Raw genomic sequence first — 20,159 nt, 5'->3', positions numbered from 1 at the left:
GTCATCCAGCGGATGACGCGGCGCTGCGTTTGCGCGCCGGCAAGAGGCCGCAAGCAAAAATTCCCATTCTCTTCTCAGCTCTTTGATAAGCGGAAGATTCCTTTTTGCAAAACAGAGACTTCTTGGAGTCTTCACAAAGGATCCCGGGAATCTCACAAAAATGCCCCGCCAGGAACATTCCTCGAATTGGTAGTAGACGCATATGCCAAAGGGCGAAACCGCCAAAAAACTCATACCAGTAGATAACACCTCAAGAGAGCATTGACATATGGCTAACCTGTACGGACCGAAGACGCTGACGGCCCCCGCTGGTGCGATCGTCATAGCACCCGGCGCCAACATCCAATCCATCGTCAATGGCGCTCCCGCTGGCGCGACCTTCTGGTTGCAGCCGGGCGAGTACCGTCTCCAGTCGATCACGCCCAAGGACAACCAGACCTTCATCGGCGCCGAAGGCGCCGTGCTGAACGGGTCGAAGCTGCTGACCGGCTTCACCCAGGACAGCGCCGGGCGCTGGGTGGTCGGCGGGCAGACCCAGCAGGGCGAGCGCCGCGCGACGGATGAGGCGACGCCCGGCGCGATGCGCGCCGGCTATCCGGAAACCGTCTATGTCGACGACAAGCCGCTGACGCCGGTGGACGCGCTGTCGAAGCTGAAGGCGGGAACCTTCTACTTCGATTACAACGCCGACAAGATCTATCTGGGCGACAACCCGGCGGGGCACAAGGTGGAGGCCGGGACCACCGCCCGCGCCTTCGGCGGCACCGCGGACGGCGTGACGGTCAAGAACCTGGTCATCGAGAAATACACCCCGCCGGCGCAGGAAGGCGCCATCCAGGGCGACGTCAACTGGACCATCCAGGACAACGAACTGCGGCTGAACTACGCGGTCGGCGCCACGGCGCAGGACGGCAGCAAGTTCATCGGCAACTACGTCCACGACAACGGCGAGATGGGGCTGGGCGGCGCCGGGGCCAAGATCCTGGTCGAAGGCAACGAGATCGCCCGCAACGGCGCCTGGTCGGGCATCGACGTGTTCTGGGAGGGCGGCGGCACCAAGTTCGCCTACACCACCGATCTGGTGGTCCGCGGCAACTACTCCCACGACAACACCGGCTTCGGCCTGTGGACCGACATCGACAATGTCGGGACGCTGTACGAGAACAACGTCCTCGTGAACAACAGCGGCGGCGGCATCACCCACGAGATCAGCTACGACGCGATCATCCGCAACAACGTGATGGTCGGCAACGGCGCCAAGCCGCAGGCCGAGGGCTGGCTGTGGGGCGGGTCGATCCAGATCCAGAACTCGCAGAACGTCGAGGCCTACGGCAACAAGATCGACATCACCGGGGTCAAGGGCGCCAACGGCATCGTGATGATCCAGCAGGACCGCGGCGCCGGGGAACTCGGGACCTGGACCACGACCAACAACAAGGTCCACGACAACATCATCGTCTCCAAGGACGGCAACGGCCAGTCGGGCGGCGTCGCCGATTACAACGAAGCCGGCATGCTCAACGGCGGCAACGTGTGGGACAACAACACCTACTACATGCCGGACGGCGACCGCTGGCGCTGGGGCGACTTCCCGGAAGGCGACAGCTGGTCCGCCTACATGAACGCGACCACGCAGGACGAGCATTCGACCCTGTCCCAGGCCTACCCCTCGACCGCCGGCTGGACGACGGTCACGCCCACCACCCCGACCAACCCGCCGGCCCCCACCCCGCCCCCGGCCCCAACCGACACCACGCCCCCACGGTCAAGGTGACCATCGCCGACAGCAGCGTGACCAAGGGTGAGAAGCCGCTCGTCACCTTCGACTTCAGCGAAGATGTGAAGGGCTTCGCGCTGGCCGACACCACGGTGAAGGGCGGCACGTTGAGCGGCTTCAAGACGGTGGACGCCTCCACCTACACCGCCGTCTTCACGCCCTCGACCAACACGAAGATCACCGACGCCAACGTGGCGGTGAAGGTGGGCAGCTACACCGATCTCGCCGGCAACGCGGGCAAGGCGGGCGCCTCCACCGGCTTCGCGGTGGACACCACGACGACCACACCGACCGTCCCGACGACGCCGACGGCCAGCGTCACGACGATCAAGGTCAACGCCTCCGGCGCCGCCGCGGGCGGGGTGAACGCGCATTTCAAAGTGCTGGTGGACGGCAAGGCCATCGGCGACGCCACGGTCGGCACGGCGGCGAAGGACTACAGCTTCACCACCGCGTTGACCGCCGGGCAGCCGCACAAGGTGCAGATCCAGTACGACAACGACGGCTTCGTCAACGGGCAGGACCGCAACCTGTTCGTCAACAAGATCACCATCAACGGCGCCGCCCACAACCCGACCGACGGCATCGTCACCTATGACAAGGGCGCGCTGGACGGCAAGGACGTGGTCAAGGGCCAATCGTCGATGTGGTGGGGCGGCACGCTGGTGGTCGACGCCCCGGCCAAGGAGTTCCCCGCAGGCGGCACGCTGCCGCAGAGCGGTCCCAGCACCACGACGATCACCGTCAACGCCTCCGGCGCGGCGGCCGGCGGGGTGAACGCCCATTTCAACCTGCTGGTGGACGGCCAGAAGGTCGGGGAGGGTGTGGCCGGCACCTCGGCCAAGGACTACAGCTTCACCACCAGCCTGAGCGCCGATCAGGCGCACAAGGTGCAGATCCAGTACGACAACGACGCCGTGGTGAACGGACAGGACCGCTCGCTGATCGTCAACAAGGTCACGATCAACGGCAAGTCCGTCTCCGCCACCGACAGCATCGTCACCTACGACAAGGGCGCGCTGGACGGCAAGGATGTGGTCAAGGGCCAGTCCGGCCTGTGGTGGAACGGCACGCTGGTGGTTGACGCCGACAAGAGCTTCTTCCCCTCGGCCACCCCGGTCGGCGAGGCCACGGCGCTGGCGCTCGACGCCGGAACGGACAGCGTGTGGAGCCACGTCGCGGCCCAGCAGGCGGCGGCCGCTCCGGTTGCCGTGGCCGACGCGGTGGCGGTGGCGAACAGCGTGTACGGGGCCATGCCGGTCGATGCCGGCTATGATCCGCTGTTCGACCACATCGACCCGTCGCTGCTGAGCCACGCGGCGTAACGCGGCTTCGGCCGTCTGGTAAAAGGGGGGGGGCGGTCCATCGACGCTGGACCGCTCCCTTTTTTGTCGTGGCCGCGAGGCCTGGCCCGCCATATGGCCATGTGCGTGCTGGACGGCGATTCCGGCCGGTATCCGTCTCCGAGACCATCTCTGGAGGCATGGCATGAGCGACCGTCCAATGACGTCGCTGATCCAACGCTGTGAATAGCCCGTCTCCTCGGAGACAAACTTTGCTGAGCGCTCCGGGGGCAGCAGCCAGATCATCTGCAGATGCGAACGCTGCGCCCCATCCTTCTCGTCCCGATAGAGCCGATACAGTTCCGCCTCATCGAGATGACGGACCAAATGAACCTTGCTTCCCATGCCTTCCAACATGTGATCGGCCTCGCCTCATTGGGGTCATTCACTTGCCGTTGGTATTACACATTGCCCCGACGAGTCTCTGATGGGTAAGCGCATCACCATCATTCAATCTAGCTACGTGTCCTAGAAAGGTCGCTTTGATATCATCTGCTCGATAGACGGATTTTCCCTGTTCGACGGCGTGTCGTTTGTCCAGTGCGGCTGGCGCAACCGTATCAAGACGGCGCGGGGTGTCCCTTTCGCCGCGCTCGCTTCCCGACTCAGGGTGTTCTACGGCGAGTTCGAGCGCGAGGTGATGCTGATGAGCGACATGAAGATTGCCTTCAACCGCCCCAAGTTAGCCGGCAACGAGTTGGAATACATCCGCCAGTCCCTGGAGCAGGCGCACCTTTCCGGAGACGGAGCGTTCACCAAACGCTGTCGTGCGTGGCTGGAACGGCGGCTTGGGGCACCGCAGGCCTTGCTGACCCATTCCTGCACGGCAGCGCTGGAGATGGCCGCCCTTCTGACCAACGTCGGTCCGGGGGATGAGGTCATCATGCCCTCCTACACCTTCGTGTCGACCGCGAACGCCTTCGTGCTGCGCGGAGCGGTGCCTGTCTTCGTGGACATTCGGCCGGATACGCTGAACATCGACGAGCGCCTGATCGAGGCGGCGATCACGCCCCGCACCCGCGCCATCTGCGTGGTGCATTACGCCGGCGTCGCCTGCGAAATGGACGCGATCTGCGCCATCGCCGCCCGGCATGGTCTGGCGGTGATCGAGGATGCCGCGCAGGCGCTGATGTCCGCGTACCGCGGCCGTCCGCTCGGCACCTTCGGCGCCTTGTCGGCCTTTTCCTTCCACGAAACCAAGAACCTGATCTCCGGCGAGGGCGGCGCCCTGGTCGTCAACGATCCGGATTTGATCACCCGCGCCGAAATCATCCGCGAGAAGGGCACGGACCGCGCGCGCTTCATCCGTGGCGAGGTCAACAAGTACAGCTGGGTGGACGTCGGTTCGTCCTATCTTCCCTCCGACATTCTGGCGGCGTTTCTTCTCGCTCAATTCGAGAATGCCGAGCGGCTGGACGAGGAGCGGCATGCCTTGTGGAACGCCTACCACGAGGCTCTGGCACCGCTGGAGGAGCGCGGCCTGTTGCGCCGTCCACTGATCCCGGCCGAGTGTCGGCACAATGCACATCTGTATTATGTCCTGGCGCGCACAGCCCGTGAGCGCAATGCGTTGGTCGCCCACCTCCGAACGAACGGCATTCAGGCGCCGTTTCATTATGTGCCGCTGCACACCGCGCCGGCAGGACGGCGTTTCTCCCGCGCCGCAGGGGAATTGCCCGTTACGACCGATCTCTCCGAAAGGCTGCTGCGTCTTCCGATGTGGTACGGGTTGGGTGCCGGGGCCGAGCAAGTCATCGAAGCCGTGCAGGACTTTTTCCGCACGGCCTGCTCGAGGGCGGCGACGACGACAGGCTATGCCGCCTCAAGGGCGTTGGCGCGTAATCTGGCTTGGATGCGAAGCACATCCGGCGAGGTTCCACCACCGCCACCGGAGGGCGCCACCGGCATGACCCTCTCGATCAATGCGAACGCATTGAATCGAGAGGGTTCCACGGTTGGAAAATGATGGAACCGATCATTTTCCAACCCTATCAATCGTCCCGGCCTTGACCTTTTCCCATACTTGCTCTTATGCCGGCGCCGGCGTGTAGAGGTCCGGCGTGATTCGGCAGCTCGCAAAATCCTGGGCGCGTACGTGGGCGGCGCGGCTCATGGCGCGCAGGCGGGCGCGGTCGTGGTCCAGGGTCACGATGGCGTCGGCCAGACCGTCGATCACCTCCGCCGCGGCGCGCCCGTGGCAGGGAACGGCGAAGCCGCAGGAGGAATCGATCATGATCCCGGACCCGCCGAGATCGAGGCAGATCACCGGCTGCGCGTTGGCCAATGCCTCCATGATGACGTTGGCGGCGGAGTCGTGCAGGCTGGGGAACAGAAGCGCGTCGGAGCTTCGCAGCACTTCCATATAGTCGGGATGGGACAGCCACTCGATGAAATCGACATGGTCGGCGATGCCCAGCCGGTCGGCGAGAGTCTTCCACTCCTCCGACTGCGGACCGCTGCCGATCATCTGAAGGCGTGCCCGCGCCCCCTTCTCCAGTGCCCTGGCCAGCGCCGCCAGCGCGTAGTAGCCACCCTTCCAGTAGAGGAAGCGGCCCGAGAAGCGCAGCTTCAGAGGCGCTCCGGTATCGCCGCCGGTTTGGGCTTTCATCGGCACGAAGCGGTCGGGCGGGAGGGAGCAGCCGAAATGCTGGCGCGCCTTGTGGCGGTCCCCGGCGGGCAGGACGTGGCGGCTCTCATGGGTCTTCACATAAATCAGGTTGTAGCGCCGGTAAGTCAGGCGGAGGAAGGGGTCGATGCGCGTCATGGCGATGGTGACGTCGCGGACCAGCTCCGTCGCGATGGCCTTCCAGCCCAGCGGGCGGATCAGCGGCCAGGGCGCCCGCTCCCCGCCGCCGACCGGGCCGATCACCGACAGGGGCGCCAGTCCACCGCAGAAGGCGGGAAAACGGATTCCGCCGATGGTTACGTTATGGATAATGTCGAAGGGCTGCCGGCGCACCAGCTCCTTCACCACCGCCCGGCAGCGCCATTGCCACGCGATGTAGGACAGCTGGAACCGCGTCTTGCTGTCGTGGTGCGCCATGGTGTCGGGGCGGTCGATGAACACGAAGTCGTCCGGTTCGAAGGCGGTTTCGCCGCGCGCGATCTTGCCCAGGATCTTCGGGCGCAGGCGCCCCTGTGTGACCACCGTCACCCGGCAGCCCGACCGCTTCAGCCCCTCGCCCCAATTCCAGCCGTTGGCGGATTCCGACCCGCTGTCCGGCTCGAAGGCGAAGGCCACCAGCAGAATCGACTTTCCGGAATTGGCGGATTCGCCGGTGAACGGCACGCTCATCGTTCATCCTCCCTCATGAATGCGGCAGCGGGGACCGGTTTTCGAGTTCGTTGCGGTAAATCAGGCCGGCGGCGATGCCGACGCCGAACAGGACCCAGAACCAAATGCCCAGCATCGGCCCCTCCAGGGTCACGTCGAAGGAGGCGTTGATGACGATGGACAGCCAGTAGCAGAAGAGAAAGACGAACAGCCGTGCCCAGGCGCGGTCGCCGTTGCGGCGGGCCAGCAGGAAGGCGCGCATCATGAAGACCGACCAGCTTCCCAGCAGCGCCGCCCACAGGACGAAGCCGGGCACCCCGGCGCGGGCGAGGATCGTCATGTGGGCGTTGTGCGGGCTGCGCAGCACCTGCCCGTCCTCGGCATCGACCACCTGGAACCCGTCGTCGTCGGCCAGATTGATGCCGAAGCCCTTGCCGTCCCAGAAATGGTCGCCCTGCACGGTGTAGCCGATGATCTTGTCCCACCACATGATGCGCCATTGCTTGGTGCCGTCGAGCGTGGCGGTGTCGGTAGTCCCCAGGATGCTCATCGCGTTGGTGACGAGTTGGTCGACCGACAGCTTCCGCGACGAGACCTCGATCTCCAGGTTCAGCACCAGCGCTACGATGACGGTGACCGCGGCGATGCCCAGCAGCGGGGCGAGCTGCCGGCTGCGCGGCACCAGGGCCAGCGCGATGGCCAGCGGCACAACGATGGCGAGCATCCCGCCGCGGCTGTGGGCGGCGACCAGGGCCATGCCGAACACCAGCATCGCCAGTTGCAGCGGGTTCAGGCGGCGGAAGCCCAGCAGCACGAACAGGGCGACGCCCGCGAAATGCACGCCGACCTCGCCGGGGCGCAGGCTGATGAAGGGGACTCCGTAGCGCGGCCAGGTGGGGATCTGCGCGTGCAGAAGCTGGAACAGCGGGTAGACGACCGGCATGACCGTGACGAAGAACACCGCGAAGCCGCCATAGGCCAGCACGAGGCGGCGCAGCCGTTCCGGCTCGTCGTACAGCAGGGCGATGACGACGAAGGCGAGCAGCCCGTACATCACGATCACGCTGTCGCGCAGCGCGTCGAAGCTGTAGGTGCCGAAATAGGGCAGCGTGCGCGCCAGCACCCAGACGATCAGGATCGCCAGCAGCGTTCCCGGCAGGCTGGACACCGTGGCGAAGACTCCGCCGGTGCGCAGCATGACCAGCAGGCCGGAGAGCAGCAGCACCTCCCCGATGAACAGCGGCGGCGCCCCGATGTAGGCGAAGCCGCGCCCGGCCAGGGAATAGCCCAGCAGGACGACCATCAGGAAGGTGAGGTAATGGTCCGCGGCGCGGGTCCCGCTGCGCTTCGGCGTGGCGAGGACGGCGCTCATGACGGGCGACCGTAGGCGGCGGCGCGCAGCCGGGCGGCGATCCGACCCCAATCGCCGATCGCCACCACCATGCGGTGGGCGTTGGCCGCCATGCTCTGCCAGGCGCCGGGTCCGGTCCGCTCGGCCCGCGCCAGCGCGTCGGCCACCGCCTCCGCCGTCAGGGCCGACACGCCGAAGCCGGCGCCGTGGCCCTCCACATAGGGGACGAGGCCGGTCTCCCGCGTCACGATCAGCGGCAGGCCGGACAGGGCGGCCTCCAGGCAACCGGTCGGCATCACGTCGTAGCGCGAGGTCAGCGTGAAATAGTGCCAGCCCGCCATCATCGCCGCCTTCTCCGCCCCGAAGACCGGGCCGTGGATGCGGATGAGGGTGCCGAGGCCGTGGGCGTTCGCCCGCCGTTCCAACTCGGCGCGGGCGGGGCCGGACCCGGCCAGTTCCAGCACCCCGCGCCCGCCGGCGCGGCGGTAGGCGGCGAAGCCGTCGATCAGCAGGTCCACGCCCTTGTGGTCGATCTCGTAGCGCGCGCAATAGCCGAAGGTCAGCCGGTCGCCGTCCGGTGCTGCGCGCGGAACGGCGGCGGGAAGGCCGCCGCGCCGCGCCGACCAGGCGGTGTTGGGCAGCAGGCGGACGGCGGCGGCGGGGGCCACCCGGCGGACGATGGCGGCCTCCTCCTCCGTGATGGCGTGGACGAAGCGGGCGCGGGCGAAGGCCGGGCCGTCGAAGACGCGCAGCCACGCGGCGGGCAGACGGCGGCGCACCCGGCCCGCGATGTCGTAGACGTGGGAGCACTGGCCGTGCAGCGTCACGCCATAGGCGACGCCGCGCCGGTGCAGCCCGCGGGCGAGCGCCGCGAACAGCGGCTTCACCGCACCATGGATGTGCACCACCGTGTCCGGCCCGGCGCCGTCGAGCAGGCGGTCAAGCGTCGCGTCCGCGATGGTCAGCGACCGCCCGGACAGCCGTGGCCCGCCGAGGGGGAAGCGCTGTGCCGGGCAGTCCGCCGGGATGCCGGTCAGGGCGTCCGGATCGTCGGAGAACAGACACAGCCGCGCGTCGTCGCCCATGGCGCGCTGCTCGGCGATCAGACTCCGCACCACATTGTGCAGTCCGTTCGCCGAAGAGGGGTGGGCGATGGCCGGCTGGATCACGACATGCCGGAGGTCGAGCGGGCGCAGCGGGGCCTCTTCCACCGCGAACGCGGCGCTGCCGTCAGCGGGCGACATGGGCGGTCCTCGTCTTGGAGAGGTAGTAGTGTGCGGCGCCGACGCGCAGCAGGCTGGAGAACAGCAGGGCCATGCACACCCCGGCGACGCCGTACATCGCCGCCAGCGGGCCGACCACCGCGAACACCGCCAGCGTCCCGGTGACGTTCACCACCAGAGCGAACTGGCTGCGCTGCACGCCGTAGAAGTAGGAGCAGACCATCTCCGCCAGATAGCCGGCCAGCGCCCCGATGGAGAGCAGGCGCAGCGGCCAGTCCTGGTCGGCGTAGGGCGACATGGCGCCGTAGACGACGTTCAGCATCTGGTGCGGAATCAGCAGGCCGAGGCTGTAATAGACCAGCAGCGGCGCCGCCCCGATGACGACGTAGCCGCGGATCGCCAGCCACGCCTGCTCATCCGGATGGAGCCCGCCGGTGCTTGTGGACAGGGTGCTGCGGCCGCGCGCGGCGATCTGCGGGACGAGGTTGCCCATTCCGATGATGATCGGGTTGGCGATGTTCACCAGATTGACCACGGCCTGGAACGCCGCGGTCGACGCCATGCCGTCCATTGCCGCCATCAGCCAGACGAGGCTCTGCACCCGCAGCATCAGGAACAGATTGTTGGCGAGCGCCCAGTGCCCGATCGACCAGAAGCGGCGGACGACCGCCGGCAGGTCCGACAGGCCGCCGAAGCGCGGGCGCAGGATCGCGAAATGGACGACCGCCCCGGCCAGCGCCGGACCGGTCATGGCGACGAACACCCGTTCCAGCGTCAGGTGGCCGCCCAGCGCCATCAGGTTCAGCACGGCGATCTGGCCCAGATAGGTGACGCTGTCGCCCCACAAAGCCTTGTCATGCTTCAGCCCGGACATCAGCCCGCGCCGCCCGATCTCCTGCACCTGCCAGACGATGAAGTAGAGCACGGCGGGGCCGACCAGTTCCGGCATGCCAAGCCCGTACCCGACCAGCGCCAGGATGCCGGACAGCGGCAGGATCGATCCGGCGGTCATCAGGACGGCGCGGCCCGCCAGGGTCCGGCGTTCGGCGGGCTCCAGCACTGCGCCCTCCACCGACAGCGGATACTGGATCAGGCTGACGTTGACGACCTGGAGCGCCAGCAGCACCGAGAGGAAGAAGACGAAGGTCCCGTATTCCTCCGACGAGAAGTTGCGGGCGAGCTGGATGTTGATGGCGAACATGCCCAGGCTGACCACGCCCTGGTCGGCGAGGGTCCAGAAACTGCGGACGAGCGACGCCGGGATCATTGTCATGCGCTGCCGACCCGCGTTGTCTCGGTGGAGGCGGGCAGGGGATGCCGGTCCTCATTGGCGGGCCGTGGGGCAGCGGGGGCGGTGCGCGGCACGTCGCGGAAGGCCCAGCGCAGATAGTCCGCGGTCAGCGCCATGCCGTCCTCGAAGGTGAAGCGCGGCGCGTAGCCGAGCAGGCGGCGCGCCTTGGTCAGGTCGATGAGCGCCTTGGCCTGATAGAGCGCCAGCTTCTGCGCGTCGGGCAGCCAGAGCTGGTTGCGGCTGGCCTTCTTCTTCAGGAAATAATGCACCATCACGAGATGGCGCAGCCGCGGCGGCAGGCTGTCGAACCCGCCCTGGAGGACCCGGCGGGCTGGGCGCCAGCGCACGATGATCTGGATGATCTTTTTGGGGTCCTGAAGCACCATGGCAATGTCGCGCCGCAGGCTCTTCATCTCCTTGCGGATGGCCTCGGCGGGCTGGAAGCGCAGGCTGTCCACGCCCAGAGCCTCCTGGAAGCACCCGAAGACGGCGGCCCAGGGCGGGGCGTCGGGGCCGGAGATCACGAAGCGCTCCCCAATGGCCTGCGGGCTGCGGGTCGCCGCGATCATCGCGTCCACCAGATCGTCGATGTAGACGGCGTTGCACAAACCGCTCTCCTGCGGCAGCACCACCGTGCCGCTCAGCAGCATCTCGGCGGGTGCGTTCGTCCAGGGCTTGCAGAAGGGGCCGTAGACGATGGAGGGCTGGAGCACCACACCCGGCAGGCCGCGCTTGCGCGCCGCGTCGAGCACCATCGCCTCCAGGTCGAGCTTGTTCTGGACGTAGCTCCAGGCCCGGTCGCCGTCGCGCGTCTCCTCCGACAGCGGACCGTCGGGCAGCGGTTCGTAGACGGAGAAGGTGCTGAGATGGACGAAGCTTTCCACCCCGTTGGCGAGGCTGGCGTCGATCAGCGCGGTCATCCCGTCGATGTTCTGGCGGCGCGACCGCACGTCGTAGGCGCAGTGGAAGACCCAGTCGGCCCCCGCCACCGCCTTGCCGATCGCCTCGCGGTCCAGCAGGTCGGCGCGGATGATCTCCACCGGGAAGCGGGCCAGACGCACCGCCTGCGCGATGTCGCGCACGATGCAGCGAACCTTGGCGCCATGCTCCAGGCACAGCCGCTCGACCAGCCGCCCGCCGATGAATCCGGCGGCGCCCGTCACCACCACGGTCGGGCCGTCCGTGCGGGGAGCGGCGGCGGGTGCCGGACCGTCGACCCAGGGCAGGGCCAGCGGCTGACGGCTGGCGTAGCAGCGTTCGATCAAGGCGGTGGAGGGCAGGGCGTCGCGCCCGCCGACGGCGGCAGGGCGTCCGTTGCGGATGGCGTCGGCGAAGTCCTTCAGCTCCGCCTGGAACAGGTCGCCGAAGATCTGCGGCGGGATGTGGTTGGCCGAGAAGCCGTCATGGACGAAATCGAGGATCTGCGGCACGTCCGACGCGATCTGGTTCTCATAGAGATGGACCTCGACGCTGCCCTTGCTGCCGTAGACACGGATGGTGTTGCGCAGGGCGCGGGTGCGGCTCAGCTCCAGCGATCCGGTGGCGCCGGACGCCATGGTCAGGGACAGCCGGCAGTCGGATTCCAGCCCACCGTGGCTGTCGTCGCTGTAGTCGACCTCCGCCGCCTCGCCGAACCACCACAGCAGCAGGTCCAGCGTGTGCGACCCGGTGTCGAGCAGAACGCCACCGCCCGCCCCGTCGCGGCGCAGCATCGATGGGGAACTGATGCCCCAGTTGTAGACGAAGCCCTCCCGCGCCTCGAAGCGCAGGATGCGGCCGAGCTGGCCGGAGTCCACCAGCGCCTTCAGCCAGCGGACGCCGTTGACGTAGCGGCGCATCAGCCCGACCGCGAGCACGCGCCGGCGCTCCTCCGCGGTTTGCACCATGCGCTCGGCGTCGGCCAGCGTGACCGCCAGCGGCTTTTCCATGAAGACGTGCTTCCCGGCCTCCAGCAGGCTCTGGCCGACCGGCGCGTGGAGCATCGGCGGGGCGGCCACCAGCGCCGCGTCGAACCGGTCCGCCGCCTCCCGCCAGTCGGCCACGGCGACGGGCGCGCGGTTGCGGCCCAGCAGGGCCTGCACCGCCTCCAGCCGCTCCGGCGAGGGATCGACGAGCACGCTCGGCCGCCAGCCCAGGCGGAGCAGCGCCGGCAACAGGTGATGGCTCACGATGCTGCCGCAGCCGATGATGGCGAGCCGCGGAAACTCGGCGTTGGTCATGGAATCCTCGCTTTTGGGATTGCCTTCGCGGGGGCGCCGATCGTCGGCGCGTCAATGCCGCGCGGGCGCGTGCAGAGCGTAGTAGTAGGCGTCGTCTTTATGGCCGTACTTGACGTGCTTGGACGCGACGACCCGTGACAGCACGACGCCGCCGACCGCGCTGTCGACCGATTTCAGCTTGTTGAAGCCGGCCATCACGGTGTCCAGCGGTGTGTGCTGCCAGCGGACGACGTAGATCACGCTGTCGGCCAGGAAGGACAGGGCCAGCGCGTCGGAGAACAGCATCACCGGGGCTGAGTCGATCACCACGACATCGTAATTGTGGCGCGCCCATGCGATCAGGTCGCTCATCGCCTGGGAGCTGATGCGGTCATGCGCGTCGGGGGTGCCGACGGTGTTGCCCAGGACGCCGAGGTTGGTGGTTTCCTGATGGATCAGGTCGTCGATGCCGACGCGGCCGTCCAGCAGGTCGGCGACGCTGCCCTGCGGCTGGTAGCCCAGCAGCTTCGCGATGGAGGGGCGGCGGAAATCCGCGTCGATCAGCAGCGTGTTCAGCCCCAGCCCGGCCAGCGACCGCGCCAGATTGGCCGCCAGCACCGACTTACCCTCCTTGGGGATGGAGGAGGTGACGAGCAGCACCTTGGGCGGCGTCCCCCGCTTGCGCGGCATGCAGGCCATGGTGCGCACCGTCTGGATCGCCTCGCGGAAGGCCCCGATCTCGCGAGCGCGGCGGCTATCGGGGTGGAGAGGCAGGTTCCAGGCCGCCTCGTTGCGGGGAAGCGACGGGACCATGCCGAGGCAGGGCACGCCGGTCGCCCGCTCCACTTGGCTCGGTGTGCGCAGGCCGGAGCTGAGCCGCTCCAGCAGCAGCACCAGCGCGACCGCCAGCGCCGTTGACCCGACCAGCCCGACGCCCAGCGACATGCGCAGCTGCGGGAAGGCCGGGCGGATCGGCGGCAGGGCCGGGGCGCTGAGATGCGCATCCAGCGCGCCGGTGTTCTTCAGCGCCATCGTCTGTTCGTAGCGTTCGGCGAGGCTGCGGTAGAGCGTGCGGTGCGCGTCGGCGGCGCGTTCCAGATCGCGGAGCTGGATGCCGGTCGCCTCGATGCCCTTCTGCTGCTCCTGCAGGTCGGCGATGCTCTTCAGCAGTGTGGCCTCGCGGATGCGCGCGACCTCCAGATCGGCGTCCAGGCCCTTCTGGATCTTGCCCACCTCGTCGCGGATGCGGGCCTTCAACTCGCCGATGCCGCGGCGGAGATTCACGATGTCCTGATGCTTGTCGCCGTAGACCTGCTGAAGCTCGGCCAGCCGGCGCTCCAGCATCGCTTCCGCCTCGCGCAGCTTTTGGATCAGCGGGGAGGCCAGCACCTCCGGGATCGCCGCGGCGTTGTTGGTGGCGGTCTGGTCGCGAGCCTGGCGCACGCGGGCCTCAGCCGCCGCCTTCTGCGCCTGCGCGGCGGTCAGCTGGGTGGCGATTTCGTTCATCTGCTGCTGGACCATGTTGCGCCCGTCCGGCGGCAACTCCAGCAGGCTGTTCTCCTTGCGGAAGCTGCGGATGGCCTCCTCGGCGCCTCGCACCGCCTCGCGCGCCTCGATGAGCCGCCCGCCGAGCCACTGGTTGACCCGCTCGGTCATGCTGCGGTTCATTTCCGTCCGGTAGTCCAGATAGGCTTGGCCGAAGGCATTGGCGATGGCGGCGGCCTTGGCGGGATCGACCGATGACGCCTCGATGATGATGGTGAAGGAACGGTCGTCGTTGCGCGCCTCGATCCGGCGCAGCAGCGTGTCGATGGTCAGCAGGCGGGCCTGATCCGGGTCGCGGGCGATGGGGCTTTCATCGGCGCGGAACAGCGCGGTCGCCTCTTGCACGATCCGGCGCAGCACGTCGTTGCCTTCCGGCGGCAGCGCACCGACACCGGCCTTGGTGACTCGCTTCAGCCAATGATCGTCCGCGCCGTCCGGCGCCTTGAGCGTCGGGTTGAATTCGGGATCGTTGATCAGGCCCAGCTTTTCCACCACCCGTTCCGCCAGGGCGCGCGAGCCGACGATGGACACCTCGCTGCGCACCGCCGGCGCCTCGGGTGTCAGGTTGGACACCACCGACTTGAATTCCGCCAGCTCGACCCGCCGGGAATCGAGTTGCACCATTGCGGTGGCCCGGTACATCGGCTTCAGCGACTGCATGACGTAGGTGATGGTCGCCGTTCCCAGCAGGATGACGGTGAGCAGCAGCAGCTTGCGCCGCCACAGCACGGCCAGCGTGGCGAAGACGGTCGCCTCCTGCCGGCTGCGGACGTCGGAGGATTCCCCGGCGCCTGATTGCAGGAGACTGTCCGGAAGGACGCTGGTGTGCGCTTCGTGGCCTGGAAGCGTTCCGCCTTTGCCGATCGAAGAAGTCACGTCGTCGCCCCTTTCGTCTTGCTGGCTGGCGGTCCGGCCCGGGATGGGCATGGCGGGTGGTTGCAAAAGGCCGCACTGCGGCCTTTTGTTTTCCTTGAAGATAACCAAAAATTCGGACGCCTTTTAAAGACCAGGTCCGAATGGATGGGCCAAATAGACAGTGATGTTCCGCTGCTGCAACCGTTACCGGACAGACTCCGATTATCGTGAATAGGGCCACGCAACAATTGAAAAAAAGAAGGGCCATCCGTCGCTGTGCTTACGACGACGACCGTCATAAATAATCATATCCGATACCCCGTCCGCGCGTTTGACGGTCAACTCCGCGCCGGTCACAGTTTGCCGGGTGAAGCGGAGCCGGTTCAGGCTTCAAAACGTCGCTCAATTCCAGACATGGCCGTGCATTCCCACGTAAGGGGTTGAGTATTGCTCCGTATCGTGTGGCGAAATGCTGCGACTCGTCGTCGGATTTTAAAATAATCGTGGAAGCGGTTTGACGCGATATCTCCGCGTGCGGCCGTTGCCTGGTCGAATTCCCCCGGTTAACTCCATGGAGAGGCTCAATGACGTCCACGACTGAGCGCGTTCTTGTGACAGGTGGCGCCGGGTTCATCGGATCGCACCTGTGTGAGCGTCTTCTGGCCGCCGGGAAAGAGGTCCTGTGCGTCGACAATTATTTCACGGGATCGCGTTCGAATATTGCGCATCTGCTGGACAACCCGAAGTTCGAGGCGGTGCGCCACGACATCACCTTTCCCCTCTATGTCGAGGTCGACAAGATCTACAACCTCGCCTGCCCGGCCTCGCCGGTGCATTACCAGTTCGATCCGGTGCAGACGACCAAGACGTCGGTGCACGGCGCCATCAACATGCTGGGGCTGGCCAAGCGAGTGAAGGCGACGATCCTACAGGCCTCGACCAGCGAGGTCTACGGCGACCCCTTCGTCCACCCGCAGCGCGAGGACTATTGGGGCAACGTCAATCCCATCGGGCCGCGCGCCTGCTACGACGAGGGCAAGCGCTGCGCCGAGACGCTGTTCTTCGACTACAACCGGCAGCACAAGGTTCCGATCAAGGTCGCGCGCATCTTCAACACCTACGGGCCGCGCATGAATCCGAACGACGGGCGCGTGGTGTCGAACTTCATCGTCCAGGCGCTCAAGGGCGATCCGATCACGATCTATGGCGACGGGTCGCAGACGCGGTCCTTCTGCTACGTTGACGATCTGGTCGAGGGGCTGCACCGGCTGATGGAGACGGACGGGACAGTGACCGGCCCGATCAACCTCGGCAACCCCGGCGAGTTCACCATTCTGGAGCTGGCGGAGACCGTCATCCGGATGACTGGATCGCGCTCCCGGGTCGAGCGGCACCCGCTGCCCCAGGACGATCCGCGGCAGCGCAAGCCGGACATCACCAAGGCCCACGCCTACCTGAAATGGATGCCGCACGTGCCGCTCGAAGAGGGGCTGGAGCGCACCATCGCCTATTTCGCCAAGACCTATTTCTGAGCGCGGCGACGCAGCCGGCAGCGCCGCCGCATCGCTGGGGTGCGGCGGCAGGGAATGGGCCAACAGGGAACGGCGGATGTTCGAACTCCCTTCACGAGACAGCTCGGCGAAGCCGGACTACGGCGCACGCGTGGGGATGGCCATTCAGGGCCCGCGCCCGAACTCCGTCTCGCCGGTCGCCGCGGCGGCCTCCGCCCCCGCACTGCTGTGTGGGCTGGTGGCCGCGGACGCGCTGGTGGTCGTTGGGACGGGGCTGGCGGCGGAGGGCATCGCCGCCCGTGTGCTGCGGGCCGCTCCCGCCGATCCGGCCATGTTCACAGACGCCGTTCATGCTTTCGCGGGCGTTTTCAACGCCGCGGTCGGCCCGCTGGCCGTGCTGTCGCTGATGTGCTTCTACAGCGCGGGCTGCTACCGCAACCTACGTCCCAAGGCGGTGCGGCGGACCATCGGTTCGCACGCAGGGCCGCTGTTCGGGGCCTGGACGGCGGCCTTCCTGGTGCTCGTCCTCATGCTCGGCGTGACGGGGGATCTGCGGCGGCTGGACACGGCGGCGGCGGGGACGTTGTGGCTGTGGTACGGGCTCGGCCTGTTCGGGCTGACCGCGCTGCGCAGCCTGTTCCTCCGGCTGGCGCGCGACTGGAATCTGGCCGGCGGTTTGCGGCAGCGGACCCTGCTGGTCGGAACCAACGATCTGGCTCTCGAATGGTTGGACCGGCTCCAGCGCACGGAGGGCGCGGGCTATCAGGTGGTCGGCGCGGTGTCCACCGCGGCGGACCGGCCGTCATCCGTGAACGCTCCACCCCTGGCCACCGCCCGGTTGGCCGGGGTGCCGGTGCTGGGAGGCGTGACCGGGCTGGTCGAACAGGTGCGCAAGAACCGCATCGACCTCGTGGTGGTGGCCCTGCCCTGGAGCGCCGAGGCCGAGATCACCGACATCCTGGAACGGCTGCGCGTCCTCGCGGTGGATGTCCGCCTGCTGCCGCACCGGCTGATCGCCTGCACCGCGGGCCTGTCGGTCGATGCGACGGCGGGCGTTCCGCTGCTCGGCGTCATCCATCACCCGCTGGCCGGCTGGCGCGGGGTTCTGAAGCGGTCGGAGGACCTGCTGATCGGCGGTGCGGCGCTGGCGGTGCTGGCGCCCGTTCTGCTGCTGGCCGCGGTAGCGATCAAGCTGGAAAGCCCAGGCCCGGTTCTGTTCCGCCAGAAGCGTTTCGGCTTCAACAACGAGGAATTCGAGATCTGGAAGTTCCGCACGATGCACACCGACCGCGGCGACCAGTCGGGCGCGCAGCGGACCGTGCGCAACGATCCGCGGGTGACGCGCGTCGGGCGCTTCCTGCGCCGCACCAGCATCGACGAGCTTCCGCAGCTCTTCAACGTGCTGCGCGGCGACATGTCCATCGTCGGGCCGCGGCCCCATCCCGTCGCGATGAAGGCCGGGGACGTGCTGTACCACGAGGCGGTGGAGAACTACGCCTGCCGCCACCGCGTCCGTCCCGGAATCACCGGATGGGCGCAGGTGAACGGGCTGCGCGGCGAGATCGACAACCTCCACACCGCCGCCCGCCGCGTCGAACACGACCTCTACTACGTCGACAACTGGTCCCTGGGGCTGGACGCCGAGATCATGGTGCGCACCGCCCTCCTCCTTTTCTGGGACCGCAACGCCTACTGACCAAAAAACCAATGAATGGCCGCAAAGGAGTTTGACGCCATGTCCGTCGCCCTTGTCACCGGTTCCTGCGGATTGATCGGGTCGGAGAGTTGCCTGCATTTCGGTGCGCTGGGAATGGACGTCGTCGGCATCGACAACGACATGCGGCGCACCTTCTTCGGCGACGAGGCCTCGACCGCGTGGCAACGCCAGACTCTGGAACAGACGCTGCGCCAGCGCTACCGCCACCACGCCATCGACATCCGCGACGCCGCGGCCATCGACGCGCTGTTCGAGCGGCATGGGTCCGCCATCTCGCTGATCATCCACACGGCGGCCCAGCCCTCGCACGACTGGGCGGCGCGCGACCCGCAGATGGATTTCTCGGTGAACGCCAACGGCACGCTGAACCTGCTGGAGGCGGCGCGGCGGCATTGCCCGGACGCCGTGTTCATCTTCACCTCGACCAACAAGGTCTACGGCGACACGCCGAACCGCCTGCCGCTGATCGAGACGGAGACCCGCTATGAGATCGACCCGTCCCACCGCTACGCCGGCGGCATCGCCGAGGACATGTCGATCGACGCCACCCTGCACAGCCTGTTCGGCGCCTCCAAGGTCGCCGCCGATGTTCTGGTCCAGGAGTACGGCCGCTATTTCGGGATGAAGACGGTGTGCTTCCGCGGCGGCTGCCTGACCGGGCCGAACCATTCGCCGACGCAGCTTCACGGCTTCCTGGCCTATCTGATGCGCTGCGCCGTCACCGGCGCCCGCTACGACGTGATCGGCTACAAGGGCAAGCAGGTCCGCGACAACATCCACAGCAACGACCTGATCGCCGCCTTCCAGGCGTTCTACGACGCGCCGCGCGGCGCCGAGGTCTACAACATCGGCGGCGGACGGGCGAGCAACTGCTCCATCCTGGAGGCGGTGGCGCTGTGCGAGGAGATCACCGGGCGCCCGATGGATCTGGCCTTCAAGGAGGCCAACCGCATCGGCGACCACATCTGGTGGGTCAGCTCGCTCGACCGGTTCCGCTCCCACTACCCGTCCTGGGACATCCGGCACGATGTGCGCAACATCCTCACCGACATTCACGACAGCAATCGGCGCCGCTGGCGCGTGGAGGCCGTGGCATGATCGACCATGGGAAAAAGGAAGTGCTCGGCGTCTACGTCAACGCCGTCGATTACGAGGCCGGCGTGGGCGCCATCATCGACGCGGCGGAGCAGCAGAAGCCCTTCGCGGTCAGCGCGCTGGCCGTTCACGGGGTGATGACCGGGGCGCTCGACCCCGAGCACCGCTACCGCCTGAACGCCATCGACCTCGTGACGCCGGACGGCCAGCCGGTGCGCTGGGCGCTGAACCGCCTGCACGGCGCCGCCCTGCCGGACCGCGTCTACGGCCCGAACCTGATGCTGCGCACCTGCGCGGCGGCGGCGGCGAAGGGACTTCCCATCTATCTCTACGGCGCCACGGCGGGTCTGCTCGACACGCTGACCACCGCGCTGATGGAGCGCTTCCCCGGTCTGATCATCGCCGGCGCCCGCCCATCCGCCTTCCGCACCCTCAGCGCAGAGGAGCGCGCGGCGGTCGACCGCGAGATCATCGAGTCCGGTGCCCGCATCGTCTTCGTCGGGCTGGGCTGCCCGCGCCAGGAAACCTGGGTCTACGAGCACAAGGCCGCGCTGTCGATGCCGCTGATCGCGGTGGGCGCGGCCTTCGACTTTATCGCCGGGAAACAGCCTCAGGCGCCGATGTGGATGCAGAATTCCGGCCTGGAATGGCTGTTCCGGCTGTCCACCGAACCGCGGCGGCTGTGGCGGCGCTACGTCATGCTGAATCCGGCCTTCCTGTTCCTGCTGGCCTGCCAAGCGGTGCAGATGCCTCTGGTCCGCAGCGGCCAGGCACGCCGTCCGAAAGGAGAGCTTCGATTTGGTTAGACGGTGATGGTTGTTTGGTAGTTGCCAAATAAAAGAGCCGTTATTAAAAATGAAAATCCTTCCGATGCTGTGATTGTGCGGTGCCGTTTTTAAAATGAAACGGCCTTGCATCGGCGGATTTTCCTGAACGACCTGGGGACAGCGCCGTGAACCGCGACCGATGCGGTCCGCGC

General features: G+C 67.2%; 13 protein-coding genes. 7 read left to right on the top strand and 6 right to left on the bottom strand.

The genetic code is table 11. The features are described from left to right. Window positions 1–268: 268 nt before the first annotated feature. From ACWPXE_RS02920 to rffA, 3 genes are all read left to right on the top strand, one after another. The gene (locus ACWPXE_RS02920) at window positions 269–1,774 is read left to right on the top strand and encodes a right-handed parallel beta-helix repeat-containing protein (protein WP_454016621.1); all 1,506 of its coding nucleotides are present in this window, start codon (window positions 269–271) and stop codon (window positions 1,772–1,774) included. Further along, the gene (locus tag ACWPXE_RS02915; RefSeq protein WP_454016620.1) at window positions 1,771–3,102 is read left to right on the top strand and encodes a carbohydrate-binding domain-containing protein; all 1,332 of its coding nucleotides are present in this window, start codon (window positions 1,771–1,773) and stop codon (window positions 3,100–3,102) included. Before ACWPXE_RS02920 ends, ACWPXE_RS02915 begins: the two co-directional genes overlap by 4 nt. Before the next feature lie 544 nt (window positions 3,103–3,646). After that, window positions 3,647–5,086 (top strand): dTDP-4-amino-4,6-dideoxygalactose transaminase, encoded by a 1,440-nt coding sequence (gene rffA / locus ACWPXE_RS02910; RefSeq protein ID WP_454016619.1) that lies wholly within the window; start codon window positions 3,647–3,649, stop codon window positions 5,084–5,086. A gap of 63 nt (window positions 5,087–5,149) precedes the next feature. Here rffA and ACWPXE_RS02905 read toward each other — a convergent pair whose 3' ends face one another. From ACWPXE_RS02905 to ACWPXE_RS02880, 6 genes are read right to left on the bottom strand one after another with little or no spacing between them, the layout of a single operon-like run. Beyond that, window positions 5,150–6,415 carry a glycosyltransferase family 4 protein gene (locus ACWPXE_RS02905; RefSeq protein WP_454016618.1) on the bottom strand — a complete coding sequence of 422 codons (1,266 nt, stop codon included), beginning with the start codon at window positions 6,413–6,415 and terminating at the stop codon, window positions 5,150–5,152. A gap of 13 nt (window positions 6,416–6,428) precedes the next feature. Then, a complete protein-coding gene (locus tag ACWPXE_RS02900; protein ID WP_454016617.1) occupies window positions 6,429–7,766 on the bottom strand; it encodes an O-antigen ligase family protein in 1,338 nt (445 codons plus the stop codon). Then, entirely contained in the window at window positions 7,763–8,989 is a 1,227-nt protein-coding gene (locus ACWPXE_RS02895) for a glycosyltransferase family 4 protein (RefSeq protein ID WP_454016616.1), read from the bottom strand. Before ACWPXE_RS02895 ends, ACWPXE_RS02900 begins: the two co-directional genes overlap by 4 nt. After that, window positions 8,976–10,241, bottom strand: coding sequence for a lipopolysaccharide biosynthesis protein (locus ACWPXE_RS02890; protein WP_454016615.1), 1,266 nt, complete (start codon window positions 10,239–10,241; stop codon window positions 8,976–8,978). The genes ACWPXE_RS02895 and ACWPXE_RS02890 overlap by 14 nt, the downstream gene beginning before the upstream one ends. Beyond that, on the bottom strand, window positions 10,238–12,478 hold the full coding sequence (locus ACWPXE_RS02885) for an NAD-dependent epimerase/dehydratase family protein (protein ID WP_454016614.1): 2,241 nt from the start codon (window positions 12,476–12,478) through the stop codon (window positions 10,238–10,240). The genes ACWPXE_RS02890 and ACWPXE_RS02885 overlap by 4 nt, the downstream gene beginning before the upstream one ends. A 51-nt stretch (window positions 12,479–12,529) precedes the next feature. Further along, window positions 12,530–14,878 carry a GumC family protein gene (locus ACWPXE_RS02880; protein ID WP_454016613.1) on the bottom strand — a complete coding sequence of 783 codons (2,349 nt, stop codon included), beginning with the start codon at window positions 14,876–14,878 and terminating at the stop codon, window positions 12,530–12,532. Between the two features lie 563 nt (window positions 14,879–15,441). Here ACWPXE_RS02880 and ACWPXE_RS02875 point away from each other — a divergent pair. From ACWPXE_RS02875 to ACWPXE_RS02860, 4 genes are all read left to right on the top strand, one after another. Further along, a complete protein-coding gene (locus ACWPXE_RS02875; RefSeq protein WP_237907334.1) occupies window positions 15,442–16,389 on the top strand; it encodes a UDP-glucuronic acid decarboxylase family protein in 948 nt (315 codons plus the stop codon). 136 nt (window positions 16,390–16,525) lie between these two features. Beyond that, a complete protein-coding gene (locus ACWPXE_RS02870) occupies window positions 16,526–18,064 on the top strand; it encodes an undecaprenyl-phosphate glucose phosphotransferase (protein ID WP_454016612.1) in 1,539 nt (512 codons plus the stop codon). 39 nt (window positions 18,065–18,103) lie between these two features. Next, complete coding sequence (locus tag ACWPXE_RS02865) at window positions 18,104–19,183, top strand: NAD-dependent epimerase/dehydratase family protein (RefSeq protein ID WP_454016611.1); 1,080 nt, start codon at window positions 18,104–18,106, stop codon at window positions 19,181–19,183. Then, entirely contained in the window at window positions 19,180–19,986 is an 807-nt protein-coding gene (locus tag ACWPXE_RS02860; RefSeq protein ID WP_454016610.1) for a WecB/TagA/CpsF family glycosyltransferase, read from the top strand. Before ACWPXE_RS02865 ends, ACWPXE_RS02860 begins: the two co-directional genes overlap by 4 nt. The last annotated feature ends 173 nt before the right edge of the window (window positions 19,987–20,159 follow it).

The sequence above is a fragment of the Azospirillum sp. Marseille-Q6669 genome (genome assembly GCF_965111635.1).
The sequence above is the reverse complement of the archived record's forward strand: the minus strand, read 5'-3'. Positions and strand labels throughout refer to the sequence as shown.